This is a genomic window from Frankia sp. Mgl5 (assembly GCF_023242985.1).
Classification (GTDB): domain Bacteria; phylum Actinomycetota; class Actinomycetes; order Frankiales; family Frankiaceae; genus Parafrankia; species Parafrankia soli.
Genome location: NZ_JALKFY010000001.1, coordinates 259,044 through 283,003, shown reverse-complemented (window position 1 = coordinate 283,003; position 23,960 = coordinate 259,044). Strand labels below are relative to the sequence as shown.

General features: G+C 72.5%; 16 protein-coding genes and 1 pseudogene. 7 read left to right on the top strand and 10 right to left on the bottom strand.

What is annotated here, in order from left to right; translation table 11 throughout:
* Nucleotides 1–114: 114 nt before the first annotated feature.
* On the bottom strand, nucleotides 115–1,719 hold the full coding sequence (guaA, locus tag MXD62_RS01285; protein WP_248827589.1) for a glutamine-hydrolyzing GMP synthase: 1,605 nt from the start codon (nucleotides 1,717–1,719) through the stop codon (nucleotides 115–117).
* A gap of 473 nt (nucleotides 1,720–2,192) precedes the next feature.
* Between guaA and MXD62_RS01280 the strand changes: the two genes are divergently transcribed.
* From MXD62_RS01280 to MXD62_RS01265, 4 genes and pseudogenes are all read left to right on the top strand, one after another.
* Nucleotides 2,193–6,032, top strand: coding sequence for a nitrate- and nitrite sensing domain-containing protein (locus tag MXD62_RS01280; RefSeq protein ID WP_248827588.1), 3,840 nt, complete (start codon nucleotides 2,193–2,195; stop codon nucleotides 6,030–6,032).
* The gene (locus MXD62_RS01275) at nucleotides 6,029–6,451 is read left to right on the top strand and encodes a roadblock/LC7 domain-containing protein (protein WP_020463433.1); all 423 of its coding nucleotides are present in this window, start codon (nucleotides 6,029–6,031) and stop codon (nucleotides 6,449–6,451) included. The genes MXD62_RS01280 and MXD62_RS01275 overlap by 4 nt, the downstream gene beginning before the upstream one ends.
* Nucleotides 6,452–6,476: 25 nt before the next feature.
* Complete coding sequence (locus MXD62_RS01270) at nucleotides 6,477–6,836, top strand: DUF742 domain-containing protein (protein ID WP_006541596.1); 360 nt, start codon at nucleotides 6,477–6,479, stop codon at nucleotides 6,834–6,836.
* A pseudogene (locus MXD62_RS01265) lies at nucleotides 6,817–7,414 on the top strand (ATP/GTP-binding protein). The gene MXD62_RS01270 and the pseudogene MXD62_RS01265 overlap by 20 nt, the downstream one beginning before the upstream one ends.
* 188 nt (nucleotides 7,415–7,602) lie before the next feature.
* On the opposite strand, the gene MXD62_RS01260 reads toward MXD62_RS01265, so the two are convergent.
* The 5 genes from MXD62_RS01260 to guaB all read right to left on the bottom strand — a co-directional run bounded on the left by MXD62_RS01260 (nucleotide 7,603) and on the right by guaB (nucleotide 17,483).
* Nucleotides 7,603–8,901, bottom strand: coding sequence for an ABC transporter substrate-binding protein (locus MXD62_RS01260; protein WP_248827587.1), 1,299 nt, complete (start codon nucleotides 8,899–8,901; stop codon nucleotides 7,603–7,605).
* A 430-nt stretch (nucleotides 8,902–9,331) separates the two neighbouring features.
* The gene (locus MXD62_RS01255) at nucleotides 9,332–12,541 is read right to left on the bottom strand and encodes a hypothetical protein (RefSeq protein ID WP_248827586.1); all 3,210 of its coding nucleotides are present in this window, start codon (nucleotides 12,539–12,541) and stop codon (nucleotides 9,332–9,334) included.
* Nucleotides 12,542–13,031: 490 nt separating this feature from the next.
* Nucleotides 13,032–14,444 carry a hypothetical protein gene (locus MXD62_RS01250; protein WP_248827585.1) on the bottom strand — a complete coding sequence of 471 codons (1,413 nt, stop codon included), beginning with the start codon at nucleotides 14,442–14,444 and terminating at the stop codon, nucleotides 13,032–13,034.
* A gap of 118 nt (nucleotides 14,445–14,562) precedes the next feature.
* Entirely contained in the window at nucleotides 14,563–15,693 is a 1,131-nt protein-coding gene (locus tag MXD62_RS01245) for a GuaB3 family IMP dehydrogenase-related protein (RefSeq protein WP_248827584.1), read from the bottom strand.
* A 158-nt stretch (nucleotides 15,694–15,851) separates the two neighbouring features.
* A complete protein-coding gene (gene guaB / locus MXD62_RS01240) occupies nucleotides 15,852–17,483 on the bottom strand; it encodes an IMP dehydrogenase (protein WP_285223915.1) in 1,632 nt (543 codons plus the stop codon).
* 540 nt (nucleotides 17,484–18,023) lie between these two features.
* Between guaB and MXD62_RS01235 the strand changes: the two genes are divergently transcribed.
* Both MXD62_RS01235 and MXD62_RS01230 read left to right on the top strand, forming a co-directional pair.
* On the top strand, nucleotides 18,024–18,440 hold the full coding sequence (locus tag MXD62_RS01235; RefSeq protein ID WP_018505081.1) for a DUF5319 domain-containing protein: 417 nt from the start codon (nucleotides 18,024–18,026) through the stop codon (nucleotides 18,438–18,440).
* A 528-nt stretch (nucleotides 18,441–18,968) separates the two neighbouring features.
* Complete coding sequence (locus MXD62_RS01230; protein ID WP_018505082.1) at nucleotides 18,969–19,301, top strand: WhiB family transcriptional regulator; 333 nt, start codon at nucleotides 18,969–18,971, stop codon at nucleotides 19,299–19,301.
* 437 nt (nucleotides 19,302–19,738) lie between these two features.
* Here the strand turns inward: MXD62_RS01230 and groL are convergent, their stop codons facing one another.
* The 4 genes from groL to MXD62_RS01210 form a co-directional block, all read right to left on the bottom strand.
* Nucleotides 19,739–21,388 carry a chaperonin GroEL gene (gene groL / locus MXD62_RS01225; protein ID WP_248827583.1) on the bottom strand — a complete coding sequence of 550 codons (1,650 nt, stop codon included), beginning with the start codon at nucleotides 21,386–21,388 and terminating at the stop codon, nucleotides 19,739–19,741.
* Nucleotides 21,389–21,513: 125 nt separating this feature from the next.
* Nucleotides 21,514–21,822: a co-chaperone GroES gene (groES, locus tag MXD62_RS01220; protein ID WP_026240216.1), complete on the bottom strand. Its 309-nt coding sequence runs from the start codon at nucleotides 21,820–21,822 to the stop codon at nucleotides 21,514–21,516.
* Nucleotides 21,823–21,946: 124 nt separating this feature from the next.
* On the bottom strand, nucleotides 21,947–22,222 hold the full coding sequence (locus MXD62_RS01215; RefSeq protein WP_248827582.1) for a hypothetical protein: 276 nt from the start codon (nucleotides 22,220–22,222) through the stop codon (nucleotides 21,947–21,949).
* Nucleotides 22,223–22,256: 34 nt separating this feature from the next.
* Nucleotides 22,257–23,000 carry a MarR family winged helix-turn-helix transcriptional regulator gene (locus MXD62_RS01210; protein WP_248827581.1) on the bottom strand — a complete coding sequence of 248 codons (744 nt, stop codon included), beginning with the start codon at nucleotides 22,998–23,000 and terminating at the stop codon, nucleotides 22,257–22,259.
* Between the two features lie 241 nt (nucleotides 23,001–23,241).
* On the opposite strand from MXD62_RS01210, the gene MXD62_RS01205 reads away from it, so the two are divergent.
* Entirely contained in the window at nucleotides 23,242–23,877 is a 636-nt protein-coding gene (locus MXD62_RS01205) for an FMN-dependent NADH-azoreductase (RefSeq protein ID WP_248827580.1), read from the top strand.
* The last annotated feature ends 83 nt before the right edge of the window (nucleotides 23,878–23,960 follow it).

Below are 23,960 nucleotides of genomic sequence, written 5' to 3'. Positions count from 1 at the left end.
CCCCGGCCGGCGGCCGGGCCCCCCCCCCCGTAGCCGCGCCGGCCCGTACCCCCGCCCCGGCGCGGGGGCGGGGCCGGGGCCGGGGCCCCGGGCGCCGGCCTCACCCGCGGGGGGCTACTCCCACTCGATCGTGCCCGGCGGCTTCGAGGTGATGTCGTAGACGACCCGGTTGACCTGCCCAACCTCGTTGACGACCCGGTTGCTGATGCGTTCCAGCAGGTCGTAGGGCAGCCGAGCCCAGTCGGCGGTCATCGCGTCCTCACTGGTCACCGCGCGCAGCACCACCGGGAAGCCGTAGGTCCGCTCGTCGCCCTGGACGCCGACCGACCGGACGTCCGCCAGCAGCACGGCGAAGACCTGCCAGATCTCCCGGTCGAGCCCCGCCCGGCGGATCTCGTCCCGGACGATCGCGTCGGCGGCCCGGACGATCTCGAGCCGCTCGGGGGTGACCTCACCGATGATGCGGACGGCCAGCCCCGGGCCCGGGAACGGCTGGCGCCAGACGATGTCCTCGGGCAGGCCGAGCTCCTCGCCGAGCCGGCGGACCTCGTCCTTGAACAGGGTGCGCAGCGGCTCGACCAGGTCGAACTGCAGGTCGTCCGGCAGCCCGCCGACATTGTGATGGGACTTGATCTTGGCGGCGGTGGGCGAGCCGGACTCGATGACGTCCGGGTAGAGAGTGCCCTGGACGAGGAAACCGATGTGCGTTCCCTCCGCCTCCGCGCGGGCGTCGAGCTCACGCGCGGACTCCTCGAAGACGCGGATGAACTCCCGCCCGATGATCTTCCGTTTCTGCTCCGGATCCGTCACCCCGGCCAGCGCGGCGGCGAAGCGGTCCGCCGCCTTCACGTGGACGAGGTCGACGCCGGTGGAGGCGACGAAGTCGCGTTCGACCTGTTCCGCCTCGCCCGCCCGCAACAGCCCGTGGTCGACGAACACGCAGGTCAGGGTGTCACCGACGGCTCGCTGTACCAGCGCGGCGGCCACCGCCGAATCGACCCCGCCGGACAGGCCGCAGATCAGCCGGCCGTTGCCGACCTGCGCCCGCACCGCGGTCACGGCCTCCTCGACAATGTTGATCATCGTCCAGGACGGCCGGCAGCCCGCGCCGACCAGCAGGAAGTGCCGCAGGACGTCCATCCCGCGCTCGCTGTGCACGACCTCGGGGTGGAACTGCACGCCGTAGAGCCTGCGGGTGGGGTCCTCGAACGCCGCGACCGGGGTGGACGGCGTCGACGCGGTCACCCGGAAACCGGGGGGCGCGGCGGTCACCGAGTCGCCGTGCGACATCCAGACCTGCTGGCTGGTGGGGAGGCCGTCGAAGAGCACCCCGGGGTCGGCCACCCGCAGCCGGGTGGCTCCGTACTCGGCGGTGCCGGTGCGGGCGACCGTGCCGTCCAGCGCCTGCGCCATCACCTGGTGGCCGTAGCAGATGCCCAGGACGGGCACCCCGGCGGCGAACAGCGCGGGGTCGACCCGGGGGGCACCCGGGGAGTAGACGGACTTCGGCCCGCCAGAGAGGATGAGCGCGGCCGGGCGCCGGGCCAGGATCTCGGCTACCGGCATATCCCACGGGACGATCTCCGAGTACACATGGCACTCGCGAACGCGCCGAGCGATCAACTGGGCGTACTGGGCGCCGAAGTCGATCACGAGAACCGGATCGTAACCGGGATGTGCGCCGGTGGAGCCATAGCTGGCGCGAGGTGACTCGTTCACCCATCAAGCCTACGGAGGGCGGTGGACCCGAGCATCAGGCGGCATGGCCGTGCACTCGCCCCACATTGGGGCCGCCTTCGGCCGTCGCGGCGAACCGCTGACGAACCCGCCGACGAACCGCCACCGAACCGACGAACCGTTCGATCGGACGAACCGTTCGATCGATCGAACGGGCCACCGAACGCGATGAACCCCCAGATGCCATCGTTAAGGCTCCTTGAACGTCACTGATGACGATGGACAGACCGACCGACAGTGCTCACCGAGGAGGTCATCCGTGACTAACTCGGCGCAAACCGCCCACAACTGGCCTCAGCCCGACAACGGGCGTACGGTGGGCGCCTTTCGGGTGCTCAGTACGTACCGCTAAGGTGCGTTGTGAGGCACATCCGGGCCCGATACCGAGCCATCCTGGTACGACCTGTTCCGGGAGGCTGGCGGAGAGGTTGCGAAGGTACGTGCGCAGACAACCGATGGCCAGCAGCACGGGCATGGCCGCAGACCGGCCGCCGATGACGGCGGCTGGTTCGTCCGTGGAAGACGAGGGCCACCACGACGACCGGCCCCCGACGCCGCCCCGGCCCGAGCGGTCCGGTGGTCGGAGTCTTCGTCATGCGGTGACCGACCCCACCAACTGGCGGGTGCGCACCAAGCTGATCGCCATTCTCGCCGTGCCGATCGTGGCCATCCTGGTCAACTCGTCGATCCAGGCGGCATCGGTGCTGACCAGCACCCGTGACGTGAACCGGGTACGGGATCTGATCGAGATCAGCAGGTCGGCGTCCACGCTGGTCTACTCCCTGCAGCAGGAGCGCACGTTCACCACGGGCCTCGTGGCCCGCACCGGGTCGCTGCCCGCGGTCGAGTCCCGGCGGGCGGCGGTGAACGACGCCTACACCGCCTACCAGAACGTCACCAAGGGGCGCGCGGAGTCGTTCGGCCCCGAGGTCCGGGAGGCGCTGGAGGCGGCCGACAACCGGCTGGGCCGCCTGGACTCGCTGCGCCAGGCCTCCGTACGGATGGTGGACCCGGGCTCGGTGCGGGCGGTCTACAGCCCCCTCATCGACTCGTTGATCGATCTCGTCGTCCGGATCCCTCAGGGCAACGACGACCAGCAACTCCTCACGAGCGTCACCGCCACGGACCATCTCGTCCGGGCGAACGAGGAACTCGCCGTGGAGCAGGCACTGGTACACGGAGTGGCGATCAGTGGGCGTCCATTCACCACCGAGGACTACCGAGAGTTCCTGAGCACCTACTCACAGCGCGTGGAACTGCTCCGAGCGTTCGAGGAAGACGCGACTCCCGCCGAGCTCACCATTTACCGGGACAAGCTGAACTCCAACGAGAACAACGACATCGAGAACACCGCTCTGTACACGGAGCAGGTCCTCAACGCTCCCGTCGGGCAGCCCCTGGAGGCCATCGACTCCGAGAAGTGGCTGCGCGCCACCAAGGAGACGATCGACCTCGGCACCGAGGTCACCGGCAGCCTGCTGGGTATCACCGACGACCGGGTCGGCGAGCTGCGCGGCCAGATCCAGCGCGGCGCCCTCCTGTCCGGTCTGCTGATCGTCGTCATCCTCGCCAGCGCCCTGCTCGCCGCCGTGGTCGTCGCCCGCTCGCTGGTCCGGCCGCTGCTCGCGCTGCGGACCGCGGCCCTCGACGTCGCCGGCCGGCGACTGCCCGAGGCGGTCCGCCGGCTGCGAGATTCCAGCGATCAGGACATCTCGGACGACGTCGAACCGATCGGTATCGACTCCGACGAGGAGATCGGCGAAGTCGCGCGGGCCTTCGACGCGGTCCACCGCGAGGCGGTCCGGCTCGCGTCCGAGCAGGCCGTCCTGCGGAACAACGTCAACGCGATGTTCGTGAACCTCTCCCGCCGAAGCCAGGGCCTCGTCGAACGGCAGCTCCGCCTGATCGACGACCTGGAGAACCGCGAGCAGGACCCGGACCAGCTGGCGAACCTGTTCAAGCTCGACCACCTCGCCACCCGTATGCGGCGGAACAACGAGTCCCTGCTGGTCCTCGCCGGCACCGACACCGCCCGCCGCTGGACGCACCCCGTCCCGGTCAACGAGGTCGTCCTGGCCGCGATCTCCGAGGTCGAGCAGTACACCCGGGTCAAGCAGACCGGGGCGGCGTCGGTGTCCATCGCCGGCAGCGGTGTCAGCGACGTCGTCCACCTGATCGCCGAGCTGCTCGAGAACGCCACCTCCTACTCGCCACCGGTCACCGATGTCATGGTGTCCAGCCACTCGCTGGGCCCGGGTGCCGGCGCGATGATCGAGATCGAGGACCAGGGCATCGGCATGCCGGCCAAGGAGCTCGAGCGGGTCAACGACCGGCTCGCGAACCCGCCGATCGTCGACGTCTCGGTCTCCCGGACCATGGGCCTGTTCGCCGTCGGTCGCCTGGCCGGCCGGCACGGGATCCGCGTCCAGCTCCGCGAGTCGGCGTCCGGCGGTATCACCGCGGTCGTCCGGCTGCCCGCGAAGCTGGTCACGGGCGACGGCGGCGCGATCCCCAGCGCCCCCCGCCCGGCCGCGGCGATCGGACCGGGCAGCGGAGGGCCGGGCGGCCAGCCCGGTGGCCGGGAGGCCGTCGCCCGCGGCGGCTCCAGCGGGCTGGCCCTGCCCCGCGGCAGCGACCGCAACGGCGCAGGGAGTGGCCTGCCGACCACCAACTTCAGTCCCACGGTCGACCCGGCCGCGTCCGCCGCCGCCGGCGGATCCTCGCTGGCGCCGAGCAGCAACGGCACCGGGACGGGCCCCGGCTTCGGGCAGGGACCCGGACAGGGCTCCAGACAGGGCTCCGGGTTCGGCCAGGGTCAGGGCCTCGGGCAGGCATTCGGGCAGAGGCAGGGCTTCGACCAGGGGCAGGGCTTCGGGCAGGGACCGTCCTCCGGAGGCTTCCCCAACACCGGCCCCGTGTCCCTGTTCGGTGGGGGCGGCGGCCAGTCGGACGGGCCCGCCCGCAACGGGCACCACCCCGGAAACGGCCCCGACGAGCGCATGCTCAACGGGTCGGGGCAGCCGCGGCACGAGGAGAACGACCCGTTCCCGACCCAGGGCCAGACCGGTCCCGAGGACTCCGCCGAATTCGCGCTCGAGGCGTTCGACTCGGGCCCGTTGCCCCAGCGCCTGGACGGCCAGAACGACGTCGACCCGTACACCGGGGAGCACCCGTACACCTACCCGATGGCGATCGGCCGCGGCGGCGAGGGCGACGAGCCCGAGCCGGAGCGCGCCGACACCGGCGGGTACCTCCTGCCCGACGCCCAGGCGGAGCAGGACGAACACTCGGCGCAGGTCGGCCCGCCGACCGGCCCGACCTCGATGTACGCCGAGCCGGAGACGGACGCGCTCTCCCGGCCGGGCGGGGTGTTCAACCGGGCGCCCACCCGGCCCAGTCCCGACCAGACCGGGCCCTTCCCGCGGACCGGCCCCAACCTGGCCGCCGCGTTCCGCACGCCCAGGGAGACGGGCCCCCTCGAGCGGCCCGTCCAGCCTCAGGCCGAGGACACCGGCGAGCTGGCCGCCGCCGAGCAGGGCGAGGACGTCGACACCACGCCGATCTTCGACTCCGTCTCGGCGTGGTTCCAGCGCCGGTCGCCGGCGCCCTCGAACGGCTCGGCGAACGGCTCGTCGAACGGGCAGGGTGAGCGGCGTGGGCAGCGGCCCACCCGCGGCCCGGTACGGGCCCAGGGCGCCGGGCAGCAGCCGCCGGCGACCCGGCAGGCTCCGCCCGCGCAGCAGCCCATCCACCAGGTCACGCCACTGCCCCAGCGGCCCCAGCCGTCGGCGCCGGTGCACCGCACCACGCAGCCTCCCGCGGTACCGCGTACACCGGCCCGGGGGGAACCGGTCGTCGAGTCCCCCGCGCGGGGGATCCGCCGTCCCGGTCTCGGCGCTCCGCTCCCAGGGGCACCGGTTCCGGCCGGCGCGGCGCAGGCACCGCGGCAGGCTCCGCAAACAGGACCGCAGCCTGTGGTCGCCGGAGGGCAGCAGCCGGAGGGCTCCTGGTCGTCCGCCGGCGATGCCGGCTGGAAGGCCGCGGAGCAGCTCCGGCAGCCCAGCGCCGGCGGCACCACACGGTCCGGACTTCCGGTTCGAGTTCCCATGACCCATCTCGTGCCCGGCAGCGCCGAACCAGCGGCTAGCCGGCGTCCCCCAGCAGAGCCGACGACACGCTCCCCAGAGGTTGTCGGTGGTCGGCTCGCCAGCTTCTACCAGGGCGTGCGGCAGGGACGTGATGTCGGAACGGACACCACGAGGAACCCCCGACGTGACGCGCAGGAGGAACGGTGACACCCGTGAGTTCCGAAGCCCAGAACCTCAACTGGTTGATCAATAACTTTGTCGACCGGGTTCCGGGCGTCGCCCACACCGTGGTGGTCTCCGCCGACGGACTGCTGCTGGCGGTCTCGGACGGATTCCCCCGCGACCGCGCCGACCAGCTCGCCGCGGTGGCCTCCGGGCTGGTGAGCCTCACCGGCGGAGCCGCCCGGGTCTTCGAGGCCGGCGCCGTCACCCAGACCGTCGTGGAGATGGAGCTCGGATTCCTTTTCATCATGGCCATCAGCGACGGGGCCAGCATGGCGGTACTCGCCGCACCGTCCTGCGACATCGGACTGGTCGGTTACGAGATGGCACTGCTCGTCACCCGTGCCAAGGACGTCCTCACACCGGCTCTGCGAGCCGAGCTGCAGGGAACGCTTCCGCGGTGAACATGGGTAGGTCCAGGGAGTCAGGGTGAGCATCGATCCCGAGAACGCGCCCGGACCGGTCGTCCGCCCCTATGCGATGACCGGCGGGCGGACTCGGTCACGTTACGAGCTCGCCATCGAGGCACTCGTTTTCACGACACCGCTCGGCGAGGAGCGGGCGCTAAGCCTCAACCTGGAGCAGCAGACCATCGCCGCCATGTGCCGGCAGGTGCGATCCATCGCCGAGATCGCCGCCGGTCTGAGGGTGCCTCTCGGAGTCGCCCGCGTCCTGGTAGGCGACATGGCGGACGAAGGCTTCGTCCGCGTCCACCAGCAGCCGGACCGCGATGAGGCACCGGATCTCGCGTTGCTCGAAAGGGTTCTCAGTGGCCTTCGAAAGCTCTGACCACAGACGGGTCAACTCCGCCCGTCGCCACGACCTCGGTGAAGATCGTGGTGGCGGGCGGATTCGGCGCCGGCAAGACGACGTTCGTGGGCTCCGTGTCCGAGATCGTCCCGCTGCGCACCGAGGCCGTCATGACCGAGGCCGGCGCGCACGTCGACGACCTCACCCACCTCGTGGACAAGACCACCACGACGGTCGCCATGGACTTCGGCCGCGTCTCGCTGGACGAGGACCTGATCCTGTACCTGTTCGGCACGCCCGGGCAGTACCGGTTCTGGTTCATGTGGGACGACATCGTGCGCGGTGCCATCGGCGCGATCGTCCTGGCGGACACCAGACGGCTGGCGGACTGCTTCGCGGCGGTCGACTACTTCGAGCAGCGTCAACTGCCGTTCGTCGTCGGCGTGAACTGCTTCGACGGGATCCTGCGCCACTCGATCGAGGATGTCCGCGAGGCCCTGCAGATCAACCAGGCCGTCCCGATCATCACCTGCGACGCCCGTAACCGCGACTCCACGAAGAGCGCGCTGATCGCCGTCGTCGAGCACACGATGTCCCGCGCGGCGGCGCGGACCTGAGGCATCGCCGTTCCGGGATCTCCCGGTCGGAAAGGCGTGGGGGGGGGGGGGGCCCCAAACCGGGCCCCCCCCCCACGCCTTTTGCTTTTCCGGACTGGCCGCGCCGCCGCCGGCTTCGGAGACCGCCGCTTCCCCCACCGGGGGCCGGGGCCGCCGCCCCCGGCCCCGGCCCTGTTTCCTACCTCGGATCAGCGGTTCTGCACCGTCTGCAGGTCCTCGACCGGCCCGTCGGGCGCGATGTTGCTGCCGTTGTTGGCGACGACGCGCAGGTTGAAGGTGTTGTTCTGCTGACGCCACTGGCCGCCCACCAGCGGGATGCTCCCCACGTTCTTGGGGACGTTCTGGGCCCCGCCGAAGGTGACGGTGCCCACGATCGTGTTCGCCTTCACCCGGGCGATGGCGTCGGCGATGCCGCGCGCGTTGTCGATGGAGTCGACGTTCACCAGCGCCTGGGCCAGCACCTCGTACAGCGCGTGGGTGAAGCCCAGGGACGGCGCCCAGGGCCGTCCCGTCTGGTCGACGTACTCGCTGGCCAGCTCCTCCGCGGTGCGGTTCGTGAGGTAGCTGCGGAACTGGTGCTTCGGCGACCAGCTGACCTCGGTGGTGAAACCGTTCGCGGTCGCACCGAGGTTCTCCACGTCCCGCTCGAAGGACAGCGCCTTCGACATGGTGACGACCTTCGGGAGGTAGTTCCGGTCGTTCAGCGTCCGCCAGAACACGGCGAAGTCGTCCGGATTGGGTACACCCGCGACGATCTCCACGTCGTTATCGATGATCTTCTGGACATGCGCACTGAAGTCACGTTGACCGACCGAATAGGCCGGGAACTCAGAAAGTATCCGGAAGCCGGCCTGGGCCAGCGCAGGCAGACCGAACACGCCGTTGGAGAAGGTGGCGCCGTCCTGGTCGTTGGGAAGCAGCAGGGCGACCACGCGGGGTACGTCCAGCTGCCCCCACATAGTCGTGTAGGCGCCCCGCAGGTCGCCCATGCCCCAGTAGAAGTGGTAGGTCCAGGAGAACGGCGCCTGGACGTTGCCGCCGCGCCCGTAGAACCACGACTCCCACGGAGCCTCGGTGGAGATACACGGGACGCCGTTGGCCTCGCACGCGTCGGACACCGGGTTGGCGTTGTCCGAGGTGCCGCCGACCAGGACGACATCCACCCGGTCGGTGAAGATGAGGTCGGTCGCGGCGGCCGCGGCCCGGTTGCGGTCGGACTGGCCGTCCCGAACGAAGATCTCCACCGGCAGGGTGCTCCGGCCGACCCGGATGCCGTCCTTGAAGATCGTGCGCATTGTCTCGACGACATGCGCGTCGACCTCGGAATAGAGCCGCAGCGAGCCCGTGCGCGGGCTGACCACGCCGATGCGCACCGAGCGTGCGCCGGAACCACCGGAGCCACCGCCCCCGCAGGCCGCCAGCAGGCTCGTGGCGGGCGCCGCGACGGCGGCCATCCCGGCGGCCTTCAGCAGGCCGCGGCGATCCACCAGGCGCCATCCCTCCGGCCGCGTCTCCACCCGCGGGCCCAGGGGGCCCCGCGCTACCGGGGAGCTCGCCGCGGCCACGGAATCCGATGCCTCCGGAGAGCTCTGCGCCGCCGTTACCGGGTCGGGCCGAACCGGATGAAGGAGGCCGCGGCCTCCGTGGTTCGAGACCTCGTGGGCGGCCTGCCGCCGCCTGGTACCCGCAACACGGTCAGACCAGAACATGACACCCGATCCTGCCGCATGGCCAATAAAACCATCTCACCGGGTCCGCCAACACCGCGCCCCGCGGAAGCGAGCCGGATCTTCTCCGACACCATTTGCCGGAATTCTAGCGATACATGCTCACGGAGCGCAGTGAACCATATCCGTCGCGCTGACAGCGCTCATGCGCAACCGCCGCTGCCCCCTCGGAGGGATTACGCGAGGTGGTTCAGTTCACGAAGCAACCCCGAGCGGACACGTTCGGCATGGCGTCGAGCAGCAGCGTGCCACTCGCGAAACCACTGTTTTCCTTGGTGGTGATAAGGCTCTTGCCAGTGACTCCTTGCAGCGGACCACTGGTGAACTGGACCTCGGAGATCAGCGGCGCCGCGACGTCGCCCTGCTTCGGCGTGATGGTGTAGACGCCCTGACCGTCGTTCCATCGATACGTCAGGCCCGTCGGATCGACGACCAGCTTGTCGGGAAGGAGGTCACCGGTGAGGGCCTGCCCCCCGTCCACCATCACGCGGCAGTGCCAGGTGCCGTTGACCAGGGCCTTACCAGCGAGGGCCTCCGGATTCGTCGGCGCCGGCGGCTCGGACTGCGTGGCGGTGGGCTCGGGCGGCGTCTGGTCCCCGCTGTCTCCCCCGATCAGCAGGGTGTATGCCCCGACCACGAACAGGGAGACCACCAGCGCGATGGCCAGCGGGCCGATCCAGCCCTCCTTGAGCCAGGCCAGCCTGTCCGGCGTGGACGGCTGGTCGTCCGCCTCGTCCTCCACCTCGGCCGGCTCGAGCACCCCGACCGCGCGGGTCGACGGGCGGTCATCCCCGGCGCCCCGGCCACGCCCGTCGCGGCCACCAGCTCCGCCGCCGTTACCGCGGGTTCCGCCCGCCGCGCCGCCCCCACCGCCTGACCCGGCCAGGCCAGCGCCACGCGCCGCCGACCGGCGGTTCTCCGGGTGCAGGTCCTCGGCGTCCGTGCCTCCCCGGCCCGGCCGGCCCGCGCGGGACCGGCTCGACCGGCCGGTCGAGCCGGTGTCCTCGGGGGCGTCGGCGGGCCGTGGCGTGGTGCGCCGCGCCGGCGGCGCGGAGACGGCCTGGAGGCTGTTCGTGTCCGTGGTCGGGTTCGGGGTGCGCCTGCGGTCCGCGGGCACCCCGCGGGCACCCGTCCGGCGAGCCCCCCGGGACGGCTGCCAGCCGGAGTCGTCTCCCCGGTCGGCCGCGCCGGCGGCACCCGCCCGGCCCCGGCGGGTGACCAGGGAGGTCATCTCCGCCGCGCTCTCGGGACGTCTGGGCCGACCCGGCGCGGCACCCGCCGCGGCCGGTCCGGTCGCGCCGCGCGGGCCGGTCGCGGCGCGCGGGCCCGTCCCGGCACCGGGCGCCGGCGGCGGCGTGCCTGGAACCGGTGCCTGGTCGGCTCCCGGGGCTCCCGGAGCTCCCGGGGCCACCGAACGGCCCGGGGGCAGCGCCGGCAGGGCCCCCGACCCGCGGAACGGCGAGCGCGTGGTGGTCATGGTGTCCTCGACAGCCGCGCGGGGCGACGGAGAACGCCACGGCCCGGACGGCGCCGTCCCCGGGGCGAGCGGCTCCGCGCGCGCGGCCCCGGCAGGGCCGGTTCGGCCGCCCGGCTCAGCCCGGCCCAGCTCGGGTCGGCCCAGTTCCGGCTGGCCCAGTTCCGGACGGCCCAGTTCCGGACGGCCACCGGGGCGTCCGGGCTCGGGACGTCCCGGCGGCAGGGCGGCGACCGGCAGCGGACCGGAGAGCGGATCGTTCGCCAGCGGCGGGAGACCGGCGCCGCGAGGGCGATCGGGCGGAAAGGCCGCGGGATCATCCCGGTGCGGCGACCGCCACGGGCCGGACGCGTCGCCGTTCGGGGAACCGGGCCGGTCCGCTGCGTGCCGACCGCTGTTCAGACGCCCGTCGATCGGAAGCGCCCCGCTCGGGGACCCGGACCAGGAGCCGGGCGGCAGCGCGGCGCGCGCCACCGGCCCGGGGCCGACAGGCCGCCCCGGCGCGGCCGCGCCCGGGGTCGCACCACCACCGGGTGCCGACATACCGCCAAGAGCACCAGGCCCACCAGGAGAACTTGACCCGCCGGGAGAACCAGCGCCGCCGAGAGGCGCAGGGCCGCTGCCGGGGTCACCGAGACGGTAGCCGCCGGTGGTCGGGCCGCTCGCCCCGTAGCCGTCCGGGGCGCGTGCCACGCCGCGGTCGCCACGGGACTGGTCCGGACGGACCTCGTAGCCGCTGCGCCCATGGGGGTCGTAGCCGTTGCGCTGCTGGTCGTCCCGGCCGCGGTCGGTGGACGGCGTGCCTGCCCGGGGAGGCAGCGACAGGTCGGGGCGCGGCCCGGAGCCCGTGCTGTGGCCGTTCCACGGGTCAACCGGCCGCGGAGCCGGCCGCTCGGGCTCGCCGGGCCGGCTCGGGTAGGCGGCGCCGGGGCGCGCGAACCCGCCGGTCTGGTCCGGGCGCGGGAAACCGCCGGTCTGGTCGGGGCGCGGCAGACCGGGACCACCCGGATGGCCGGCGCCCGGCTGCGGCGGCGGGGGCGTGCTCTGCGGACGCGCCGGGTCATAACCCTGGTAGGCGCTGGGCCCGGGAGCACCCCCGGATCTCGCGGCGGGCGGCTGCGTCCGGTTCGTCGGTGGCAGTGGGAAGCTGCCGGTCACCGGGTTGATGCCGGGCGCGCCCGCACCCGGGCTCGCGGGACCCCAGCCGGGCGCCGAGCCGGTATCCGGGCCGCCGATGCGGACCGAACCGGTGTCCGGGCCCCCGACGCGGCCCGGCGGGGCGGACCCGCGTTCGGTCGGGAACCGTGGCGGCGGTGTCGGCTCCACGTAGGAGCGCGGGGACGCGGGCGGGGCCGACTCGTACCCGGTCGGGACCCGGAAGCCGCCCGTCACCGACGGGCCCGCCGGCGGTAGGCCCACCTGCGGCGCCGAGGCCGGCGGGACGGGCGTGTGTGGTGCCGCGGGGTGCGGCGCCGGCGTGTGCGGCCCTGGGGAGTAGGGCCCTGAGGAGTGCGGTGCCGGGGAGTGCGGCGAGGGCTGGACGTCGGGTGCGGCGCGGCCCAGGTCGGACGGCGGCCCCCCGATGACCGGGGCGGGCCCGTTCCAGGTCGAGCTGACGTCGAACGGATCGTCGCCAACCGACGGCCCGCCACCCACGGTCGGACCGCCGACGGCCGGGCCGCCCACGACAGGACCGCCCAGCACCGGGCCGTCCACCAGCGGACCACCCGCGACACCACGGGCCGGACCACTGCCGGCGCTCACGTCCAGGTCGGAGGCCGGCCACGGGGTGACGTCCCAGCCGCCGTCGGCCGCGGGGGCCGGGCGGGAGACCGCGGTGTCGTCGGGTTCGCCGACTCGTTCGACCGCGAAGAAGTCGTCGTCACGACGACCGCCAGTGGGTCGGTCGGTGCCGTCCACGGTCACGGAGCGATCACCCACCTGCCACCGAGGTAGCCGGATGCCCACGTCCCGGCGCCGAACCCGCGTCGCGCTGCCGCCGGGACGTCGACCATGCTCATCGACCACACTCGCCGGTGAGCATCGCCCGCCTCTCTGATCAGCGTCCCAAGGCGGTCAGCCGTCTGAATGTACCGGCCGTGAACGTACTGGCCGAATTCACGCTGGCCGCTTCCTGTCGCGCCGTTAAAAGCCGACGCCATCCGAACACGACACCGCTCACCGGGACCGGACCCGCCACTGCGGACACACCACGCGCCGGCCGGCGGGTGACCGACCGATCCGGGCACCCCGCACGAAACCCGTGCGCGACGCACACGCTCCGGACGAGTCCGATCTGGATGCGCCCGTCTCCCCGTTCGCAACGGCAGCCTCGCCGTTGCCGTTGCCCTGGCCCTTGCGGGTGGAAAGCACGAATCGGTCGCAAACGGGATCATCCCACTGTACACGGGGGCTCTCACCGGAGATTGCGGCAGGCCGCGTAAATCTCGCGCACGATGCGCTGGGAGTTGTCGGACTCGACGTCGCTGTTGAAGGCCAGATACTGCTCCTGGGTGTAGTCAGCCTCGAGTTTCTCCAGCGTGCAGGTGCAGTAGCGCTCGTTGCCGTCGCTCACGCCGAGGCAGGCGTCGATGTAGTCCTTCCGGACGCCCGCGTCGTACCTGCCCACCCCGGTGGACGACGCGGAGGCGGTCGAACCGCTGTCGTCGCCCCCGCCGAGAACGAGGAACCCGGCCACGCCGAGCGCGACCACCAGAGCGAACGCCGTGGCCACCGCGAGCACGGTCGGCCGGCGCAGCATCGCGGCGATCCCGCGGGCGGGGTCCTCGGCCCTCGGGTAGCCGTCGGGCCCGCCGCCGTTGTCGGACGTCCCGCCCGGGCCCGCCGCACCCCAGCGCGCCCGGGAATCCAGTGCGGACGCCCGCAGCCCGCCGACGAACCGCCGCGCTCCCCCGCCCTCGGGGCCGTGGCCGTCGCCCGGCCTGGCACCGCGGCCCCGGAGGCCCGCCTCGTCATCGTCATCGTCACCGGCCCAGCGGTCCGGGTCCGCGTCATCCAGGTGCGGGCCGTCCAGGCCGGCGTCGTCGGGATCGGCGTCGTCGAGATCGGTGTTGTCGAGATCGGTGTCGGCCACGTCGAGCTGCCCGGCCGGCCGGGGCCGCCGCGGCCGCGTCATCCGGCGAGGGATGCCCGTCGTGTTCTCCGCAGGATCGCTCGGCGCCACGGCGGAGTCTGCCCGGCTCCCGGACGCGCCCGTGGCTGTCCGGGCGGTTGGCATCGGCCCCGTCGGAATCGGCCCCGTGGGCATCGGCCCGGTGGCCATCGGCCCCGTGGGCATCGGCCCGGTCTGAAGCTGCCCAGTTGGAAACGGGCCGGTCGAAAACGGGCCGGTCGTTGTGGGCCGGCCCGATTCCCGCGCGGCCGGCGCCTGGCCCGCCCGCACCGGGCCCGTCCATGCCGGATCTGACCGCACCGGGTCTGAGCTTCCCGGGTCTGACCGTGCCGGGTCCGGGTAGCCGGAGCCGGGGCGGCCGCCGTAGGAGGAGCCCGTGTCGGCCGGCCCCGCGTACGCCTGCCCGGTGTAGATCGGCCCGGTCGCCCCGGTGCCGGCGGAGCCGCCGGAGCTCGGGGCGAGCGGACCCGTGTGCGGCGGTGTCCAACCCGTCTGGCCGGAGCTGGTCTGGCCGGAGCTGGTCTGGCCGGAGCCCGCCTGGGCCGGACCGGTCTGGCCCGAGGCCGTCCGGCCCGAGCCGGTCGCGGGCATGGCGGACGGCGACGTGGCATTCGCCAGCCGCCAGGTCTGGGCCGCGTCATCCCAGACATAGGCGCCGTCGTCGCTGACCCAGCGGCCGTTCTCGTCGAGGCGCATCGGTCATCCTTCGATCCGGAGACGGACGGCTCCAAGGGTGCCACGACGGACTTACACCCAAGGCGTCCGGGTCGGCAGCACGACCGACGCACACCGCCGGCTCTCCGGGCCCGTTCCGCTAGCGCCCGGCGGCGATCATGATCTCCGCCTTCTGGAACTCCTTCAACGTCGCGTAGCCCGTTGTGGCCATCGCCGCCCGCAGGGCCCCGGCGATGTTCGCCACACCGTCCTCGGCCGCGGCCTCGCCCCCGGTGAGGATCTCGGCGACGGTACGTGACGTCTCGACCGGCGCCCACCGCCCGCGCGGCAGGTCCGAGTGCAGGATCTCCATCGACCAGACCGAGCCCCGCCCAGGGGCGTCCACCGCCTGCGCGAGCGGCGAATCCACCATCACGGCGTCGGCTCCGCAGGCCACGGCCTTCGCCGCGTCCCCGCCGGTGCGCAGGTCGCCATGCGCGATGACGTGGACGTACCGGCCGCCGGACTCGTCGAGGTACCGCATCCGGGCGCCGGCCGCGTCGGCGATCGCGGTCGCCAGCGGAACGCCAATTCCGAGGGTCTCGGCCGTGTCGTCGCCGAGGCCGGCACCGACTCCGACGATCACGCCGGCCGCGCCCGTCCGCATGAGATGCAGTGCCGTGGAGAAGGATGCGCAGCCACCGACGATCACCGGGATGTCGAGCTGTCCTATGAACTGCTTGAGATTCAGCGGCTCGGTGCGCCTGGACTGGTGCTCGGCCGACACCGCCGTGCCATGGATGACGAGGAGGTCCACGCCCGCGGCCAGCACGTGCGGGCACAGTGCCCGGACCTTCTGCGGGCGCAGCGCGGCGGCCGTGACCACACCGGCCTCCCGCATCCGCGTCAGCCGCGCCCCGATGAGCTCGGGCTGCACCGGCGCCGCGTAGAGCTCACGCAGACGTCTGGTCGCCGCCACCGCGCCGGAACGCGCGCCCAGCTCCGCGACCTCCTCGAGCAGCGGCTCGGGGTCCTCGTGCCTGGTCCACAGCCCCTCGAGGTGCAGCACGCCGAGCCCACCCTGGCGCCCGACGGCGATCGCGGACTCCGGCGAGGTCACCGCGTCGGCCGGCGCCGCGACGATCGGCAGATCGAAGTGATAGGCGTCGATCTCCCAGGCGAGTGACACGTCGGCTGGGTCCCGGGTGCGCCGCGAGGGAACGATGCCCACGGCGTCAAGGCCGTAGCCCACTCGCACGTTCTTCCCGATACCGATTTCGACGTCTGCCACCGTGTCCCGGCCTCCTGGTCAGCCCGTTTGGTCCCGCCGACCATCCTGCCTGGTGCGTCGGCGTCCGGCGGCGGGGATACGGAACGACGAGCGGCGCCGGCCGCTGGAACGGCTGGCGGCCGGTGGCGGAGAGAGACCTCCCGACCACCGGCCGCGGCTCACCGGGTGTAGTTCGGCGCCTCGACCGTCATCTGGACGTCGTGCGCGTGGCTCTCGGTCAGGCCCGCCGACGTGATCCGCACCAGCTGGCTGTTCTCCTGGAGATCACGGATGGTCGCGGCACCCGTGTACCCCATCGCGGCCTGCAGGCCGCCGATCAGCTGGTGGGCCATCCCGGCCAGCGAGCCCCGGTAGGGCACCTGGCCCTCGACGCCCTGGGGGACGAGCTTGTCGTCGGAGAGGACGTCGTCCTGGAAGTAGCGGTCCTTGGAGTAGGAGCGGGTGTCGCCGCGGCTGCGCATGGCGCCGAGCGAGCCCATCCCCCGGTAGGACTTGTACTGCTTGCCGTTGATGAAGATGAGCTCACCGGGGCTCTCGTCGACACCGGCGAGCAGGCTGCCGAGCATCACGGTGTCCGCCCCGACGGCGATCGCCTTGGCGATGTCACCGGAGTACTGCAGCCCGCCGTCGCCGATGACCGGCACGCCGGCGGCCCGCGCCGCCCGCGCCGCCTCGTAGATCGCGGTGACCTGCGGAACGCCCACGCCGGTGACCACCCGGGTCGTGCAGATCGAGCCCGGCCCGACCCCGACCTTGACAGCGTCGGCGCCGGCCGCGATGAGCGCGGCGGCCCCGGCCGCGGTGGCGATGTTGCCGCCGATGACGTCGAGTGGACGGCCGTCCACCCCGGCGGGCATGTCGGCCTTGATCCGAGCGATCATGTCGGGGACGGCATGGTGGTGGCCGTGCGAGGTGTCGACGACGAGGAAGTCCACCCCGGCGGCGACGAGGACCTGGGCACGCTTCAGCGCGTCCTCGCCGACACCGACCGCGGCGCCGACCACGAGGCGGCCGTCCGCGTCCTTGGTCGCCCGCGGGTACTGCTCGCGCTTGGTGAAGTCCTTGACCGTGATCAGCCCGCACAGCCGGTCGTGCCCGTCGACGATGGGCAGCTTCTCGACCTTGTTGTGCCGGAGCAGGGCGAGCGCGTCGTCCGCCGAGACCCCGACCGGTGCCGTGATCAGCGGCATGCGGGTCATCACTTCGCGGACGCGGCGGGTGTAGTCCCGCTCGAAGCGGATGTCGCGGTTGGTCACGATCCCGACGAGGCGGCCGTCCGGCTCGGTCACCGGGACGCCGGAGATGCGGTAACGCGCCATGAGCACGTTCGCCTCTTCGATGGTGGCGTCCGGCCCGCAGGTGATCGGAGAGGTGATCATCCCCGACTCCGACCGTTTCACCATGTCGACCTGCTGTGCCTGGTCGTCGACGGACAGGTTGCGGTGCAGCACGCCGACGCCGCCCTGCCGGGCCATCGCGATCGCCATCCGGGCCTCGGTCACGGTGTCCATCGCGGAGGACACCAGCGGAACCGCCAGCGAGATGTTGCGGGAGAGCCGGGTGGTCGTGTCGACTGCCGACGGCACCACCTCGGACGCCGCCGGCAGCAGCAGGACGTCGTCGAAGGTGAGGCCGAGCATGGCGAGCTTCGGCGGGAGAGCCGGCCCCTCGGCGCCCAGGCTGTCAGGAGCGTGCCGGACGGCGCCGGGCCGGCCGGGCGACTGGTCGAGGTCGGGTTCCCCGGTCGCGCGCGTGATCGAGGTCGTCGGGTTGGCGGGGGAACCGTCCATGGCACCTTCCGTTCGCATCGGCCCGGCGCCGGCGGGAGCGTCCCCGCGATGTCTGGGGAGTCCCGCGCCCGGGAACCGGCGCGAGCCGGTCTGCCCGGGCAGGCGGGTGAAGCATGCTGGGCTCCGCGCGGCCCGCCGGTCGGGCGACGGTGATACTCCATCGTAGAGGCCCGGCAACGGCTCCGAACTCCCCGGCGTGACCGAGAGCACCACACATGCCACAGGACGGGCGCCGGGGCCGGGGGCGCACCCGTCCGTGGGCACCCCTTCCAAACAACGCTCACCAAAGGTGCAAAACGGACCAGCTGCTACCACACGGGCCGGCGTCACGGATCCGGAATCGCATAAATGGGTCACAGACAACCGGCGCGCGGAGCACGGACCATGCGCGCGGCCCGTCGCTGCCACACCAGACGAGCTGCCCCGGCACGAAGGGAAGCCATCCAGGCTGGGACAGATTGGGGCATGCTGGAGCGAAAGCCCCGCACGTCAGTGCCGGACTCCGTATCGGGACCACTAAGCTTGGGCTGCGAGCGTAGCGTGTTCCTCGTGAGCAACGAGCCCCTCGACCCCTTCGCGGGCGACCCCGAGGACCCGGCGGCCGAGCTCGCGCAGCTCGACTCCGCCGAGGATCTGGAACTACTCGAACCGCTGTCCCTACGCGAGCGGGAAGAGATCCTCGCCGAGCTGGGCGACCTCGACGTCTTCCGGACCCTGCTCGAACCACGTGGTTACCGGGGTCTCGTCGTCGACTGCGAGGGGTGCGCCGAGCCGCACTACTTCGACTGGGACCTGCTGGCCGGCAACCTACGGCACCTCCTCGACGAGGGCCGTACACGGGTGCACGAGCCTGCCTTCGCCCCGGATCCGGCGTGCTACGTGAGCTGGGAGTACGCCCGCGGCTTCGCCGACGGGGTGTACGAGGCCTCAGCCGCCTCCGAGGCGGACACCCGCTGACCGACCGGCTCTCACCAGCCGTTACAACCCGGCCCGGCCGACACGGGCCGGGCACCCCTGCCCGCCCGCGGCTCCGGCGACCGACGCCGGGGCCGGCATCGGAGCGCGGCCGTTCGCCCCGCCCCGCACAGCCCGCCGCGGCGAGCGTGTGGGGAAACTCGATGTCGGTTCGTGTGACCCGCACCGGCGGCGGGTAGGCGAGGGACTGTCGGCGGGGCGCGTACCACCCGTGACCGGCGGTGATCCGCACGCGTCGACACCGGCGGTCGGACGTCCACGGTTCCATCTGGTCGCGCCGTCCCGCCCGCTGTCTGCGCGAGCCTGCGCCGGTAGCGCGGTCCGTCAGCGGTGGACGGCATCCACGGTGTCCCAGCCTCTCGGTGAACCTACCGGGCAGCAGGGACCTCACCGGGGAGGCGGCGCCGGTCGACCGGGTGAAATTCCAAGATCTCCAGTCGATGGCGAGCGGCTACGGTGACCGGGTAGTCGCGGCGCCAGCCGCTCAGGTCGAAAGGGGGGGTCAGGCCGATGACCGACGTCCGACGACTTCCAGGCCCCGGCGCGGAGAAGTGGGAGTGGCAGCTCCACGGCGCCTGTCGAGGTGAGAGCACCGAGCTGTTCTTCCATCCCGAGGGCGAACGCGGCCCGGCCAGAGCCGCGCGGGAGGCGGCGGCGAAGGCGATCTGCGCACGTTGCCCGGTAATCCGGGCATGTGGGGAACATGCCCTCGCCGCCCGGGAACCGTACGGCGTGTGGGGCGGAATGAGCGAGTCCGAGCGGGAGGCGGTCCTCACCGGGCGCACCCGCAGGGGCGCCGCCCGTCACGCGCCCGCCCGGCCGGGGCTCGCCCCGGCCTGCTGAAACCGGCCGCCGGATGCGAAGATCCCCGGTCCTGTACCCCCACTCCGGGACGTACGGGCCCGGGGATCTTTTCTTTTGCCCGGAGTACGCGCGCCGCCGGCCGAGCACCGGGGACTCGTGTTCCCGGTGTCTCCCCGCCGGCGCCGCTCCCGCCAGCAGGCCGGTTCGCGCCGCCGTATGCGGGCATGTCTCCCCATCCCCGGCGACCACCCGCGACGGGTGAGCGCCCCGGGGCCGCTGTCGGATCCCTGACCTCGGGTGGCGCCGCGCGCCGGCGATACCCGCACCCCGAGCCAGGGCGGTCACGGCCCCGGACACGACAAAGCCCGGTCGGTCCGCGGACCGACCGGGCCTCACCTGCCGAATCACCGCACTACCCGCCACAGGTGCCGGGCAGTGCACCGCCGGTCATCCGACGGCTCAGCTCACCCGACGGCTCAGAAACCCGGCCCGTGCGAGTGGCCGTGGCCGTGGCCGCCGTGCGAGTGGTCGTGACCGTGGCCGGCCTCGGCCTCCTCGGGCTTCTCCGCCACCAGGCTCTCGGTGGTGATGAGCAGCGCGGCGATGGAGGCCGCGTTCGCCACCGCGGAGCGGGTGACCTTCACGGGGTCGACCACGCCGGCCGCGACCAGGTCGACGTACTCGCCGGTGGCCGCGTTGAAGCCCCGGCCGACGTCGCCCTCGCGGACCTTGGACACGATCACCGCGCCCTCGAGACCGGCGTTGCGCGCGATCCAGGTGAGCGGCGCGTCGAGCGCCGCGCGCACGACCCGCACCCCGGAACGCTCGTCGCCGGTCAGGCCGAGGTCACCGTCGAGGACCTTGGCCGCGTGGACGAGCGCGCTGCCGCCGCCCGCCACGATGCCCTCCTCGACCGCGGCCCGGGTCGCCGACACGGCGTCCTCGAGACGGTGCTTCTTCTCCTTGAGCTCGACCTCGGTGGCGGCGCCGACGCGGATGACGGCGACCCCGCCGGCCAGCTTGGCCAGGCGCTCCTGGATCTTCTCGCGGTCCCAGTCCGAGTCGGAGAGCTCGATCTCCGCCTTCATCTGCCGGACGCGCTCGGCGACCGCGTCGGCGTCGCCGGCACCGTCGACGATCGTGGTGAGGTCCTTGTCGACGACGATCCGCCGCGCCCGGCCGAGCTCGGCGAGCGTGATCGAGTCGAGCTTGAGACCCACCTCGGTGGCGACGACCTGGCCACCGGTCAGGACCGCGAGGTCCTGCAGCATCGCCTTGCGGCGGTCACCGAAGCCGGGGGCCTTCACCGCGACGACCTGGAAGGTCTTGCGCACCGCGTTGACGACCAGGGTCGACAGCGCCTCGCCCTCGACGTCCTCAGCGATGATCAGCAGCGGCTTACGCTCCTGCACCACCTGCTCGAGGATCGGCAGGATGTCGTTCAGCGCGCTGATCTTGCCAGGGTGCAGCAGCACGTAGGCGTCCTCGAGGACGGCCTCCATGCTCTCCTGGTCGGTCACGAAGTACGGCGAGATGTAGCCCTTGTCGAACTGCATCCCCTCGGTGAGCTCGAGGTCCAGACCCATGGTCTGGCTCTCCTCGATGGTGATCACACCGTCCTTGCCGATCTTGTCCATCGCCTCGGCGATGAGCTCGCCGACCTGGGCGTCCTGCGCCGAGATCGCGGCGACCTGCGCGATGGTCTCCTTCGAGCCGATCTCGATCGCGGCTTCCAGCAGCGCCGACGAGACAGCGGCGACCGCCGCCTCGATGCCGATCTTGAGCGAGAGCGGGCCGGCTCCGGCCGTCACCTGCCGCAGGCCCTGGCGGACCATCTCCTGGGCCAGCACCGTGGCCGTCGTCGTCCCGTCGCCGGCGACGTCGTTGGTCTTGGTGGCGACCTCCTTGGCGAGCTGCGCCCCCAGGTTCTGGTAGGGGTCGTCCAGCTCGACCTCACGCGCGATCGTCACACCGTCGTTGGTGATCGTCGGCGCGCCGTACGACTTGCTGATGACGACGTTGCGGCCGCGCGGGCCGATCGTCACCTTGACCGCGTCCGCGAGGGCGTTCACGCCCCGCTCGAGCGAGCGGCGGGCGTCCTCGTTGAACGTGAGAATCTTCGGCATACCTGTGTGTCCTCCCGACACCGCGGCCCGGCGAAACAAGAAGGGCGCGCCCCACCGCGGCCCCCCGGCGGAAACCAGGGGACCACCGGTGGGACACGCCCTGCCTGCTGCTACCGGCGTCCGGTCTACTTCTCGATGATCGCCAGGACGTCCCGAGCGGAGAGCACCAGGTACTCCTCGCCGGCGTACTTGACCTCGGTGCCGCCGTACTTGCTGTAGAGCACCACGTCGCCGACCTTGACGTCGAGCGGGACGCGCTTGCCGTCCTCGAACCGACCCGGGCCGACGGCAAGGACGGTCCCCTCCTGGGGCTTCTCCTTGGCGGTGTCCGGGATCACGATGCCGGACGCGGTGGTCGTCTCGGCGTCCGAGGGCTGGACGACGATCCGGTCCTCGAGCGGCTTGATTGCAACCTTGGTGGCGGTCGTCACGATCGACCTCCCCCTTCCTTCGCTGGATGAGAGAGCGACCCTGGCGGCCTGCCGTCGCGGGTGAACAGGCGCCTGTCGCTGGCACTCTCAAGTGCCGAGTGCCAACCTAGCACCCGCACCACACACGTCAACCAAGAAGGTCGGATCTGTCAAGACGGTTCGGTGCGCGCTCGAACTGCCAGGCATGCGCGGATCCGGCAATGAGCCCATCCGGGGGGTCCGGGAGCGGCGGGTCGCCGGCGGCACTCGTGGACCCCTCGACGCCGAGGTGCAGGAGGACCACCACGAGACCCGTGGACGGCCCACGGCCGAGATAGATCTCGGCATCCCGCCCGCGCACCGCCGCTCGGGCCCATCGCTCCAGCTCCGCGGCCTGGCCGGGGGCCGCCTTCGCCTCCCACATCCACGTGACCGTCATCGCGGCCCGACCCGCCCGGTCAGCAGCCCGGCTCGGCGCGGCCGGCACCGGGCCCGCCGGTGATGTCGGTGATGTCGGTGGCGCCGGCGACACCCGCGCAGGCATCGGGACCGTCACAACCGGTGGTGGCACTCTGCAGCGTGGCCTCGACCGTGGCGCACGCGGCGGCACCCCTGGTCGGATCCATCGCGACCAGGTGTGCCGCGACGAGCCGCGCCAGCCCGGTGAAGACCTCCCGGTCCGCGGGTGCCAGCGGCGCCAGGACGTGGTCGTCGACGGCGCGCAGCTGCCGCCGCACCCGCTCGTGCTCCTGGATTCCCCGCTCGGTGGCGATGATCATTCGCGCCCGGCGGTCCGCCGGGTCCGGCCGGCGCTCGACCAGGCCGGCGCGCTCCATCTCGTCGACCAGCCGGACCATCACGGTCCGGTCGATGGAGAAACGGCGGGCGACCTCGATCTGGTTGTGCGCCGTTCCTCCGACCGCGGCGTCCAGCACGTAGAAACCCTTGAGACCACCGGGCAGGCCACCGACGGCGCTCGCGGACGCGGCCAGGTACCCGTGCTGGATCTGACCGACGATCCAGCGCAGGTCGTCGCGGACCTCGTCGGGCAGTTCGAGCTCCGCGTCGGCGGCGACGGACGGACAGCCGGCGGCAGACGGGCCAGCGGCGGCCGACGGCTCGTCCTGTCGCTCCGCCGCCGGGGAGGCGGGCCGGGGCACGACGGAGGCCGGCATCGGCGACGCGCCCGAGGACCGCTCCACCCGAACACAGTACCCCGATCATCATGAACTAATCTGTAGAACAGATAGGTGTTGACAGAGATTATTGCCTGGTACGACCATCTGCTCGCACACCAAAATCACCGGAGTCGACGGGGAGTCAACGGGGAGTCGACGGGACGCACACGGCGCCAGCGCCGGATCGGCCGGATCGGCACCCTCCCTCCCGCGGCGCGCGCCGAGACCGGCACCCGCCTCCCGATCGTGATCAAGGAGAGCTCCGATGCCCCACCTGCTGCACATCGACTCCAGCCTCGCCCCGGAGGGCTCCGTCTCCCGCGGGGTCGCCGAGGCCTACGCCGAGTCCTGGCGCAAGCACCACCCGGACGGGACTCTGACCCACCGCAACCTGGCCACCAGCCCGCCGCCGCACCTGAACTGGGCGCTGGTGTCCGGCGGCCAGACGCCCCCCGAGCAGCGCACACCCGAGCAGGCCGAGGCCGTGAAGATCCGCGAGGAGTACCTCGAGGAGGTCGAGAGCGCCGACGAGTACGTGATCTCGGTGCCGATGTACAACTACGCCTACCCGTCAACGATCAAGGCCTGGCTGGACCAGGTCATCGTCATGGGCCGCACGGCCGGCGGGACGGCCGGCGACGGCGTGCTGGCGGGCAGGAAGGTCACCGTCATCACCGCGCAGGGGGGCTCCTACGCCCCCGGCGCCCCCAAGGAGGGCTGGGACCACCAGGTCCCCTACCTGCGCCACGCCTTCGAGGTACTCGGCGCAGACAACATCGAGTTCATCACCGTCGTGATGACGCTGTCGAAGGTGAACCCGGCGCTCGCCGCGTTCACCGACGTGTTCGAGGCCTCCCGGACGGCCGCGGAGCAGGCGGCCCGCGACCGCGCCGCCGCCTGAGCGCCGCCCGGCCCCGGGCCCCGGGCGCGGGGCCGGGCGGGGCGCGGGGGGGGGGAGGGGGGGGCGGGCGGGGGCCGGGGGGG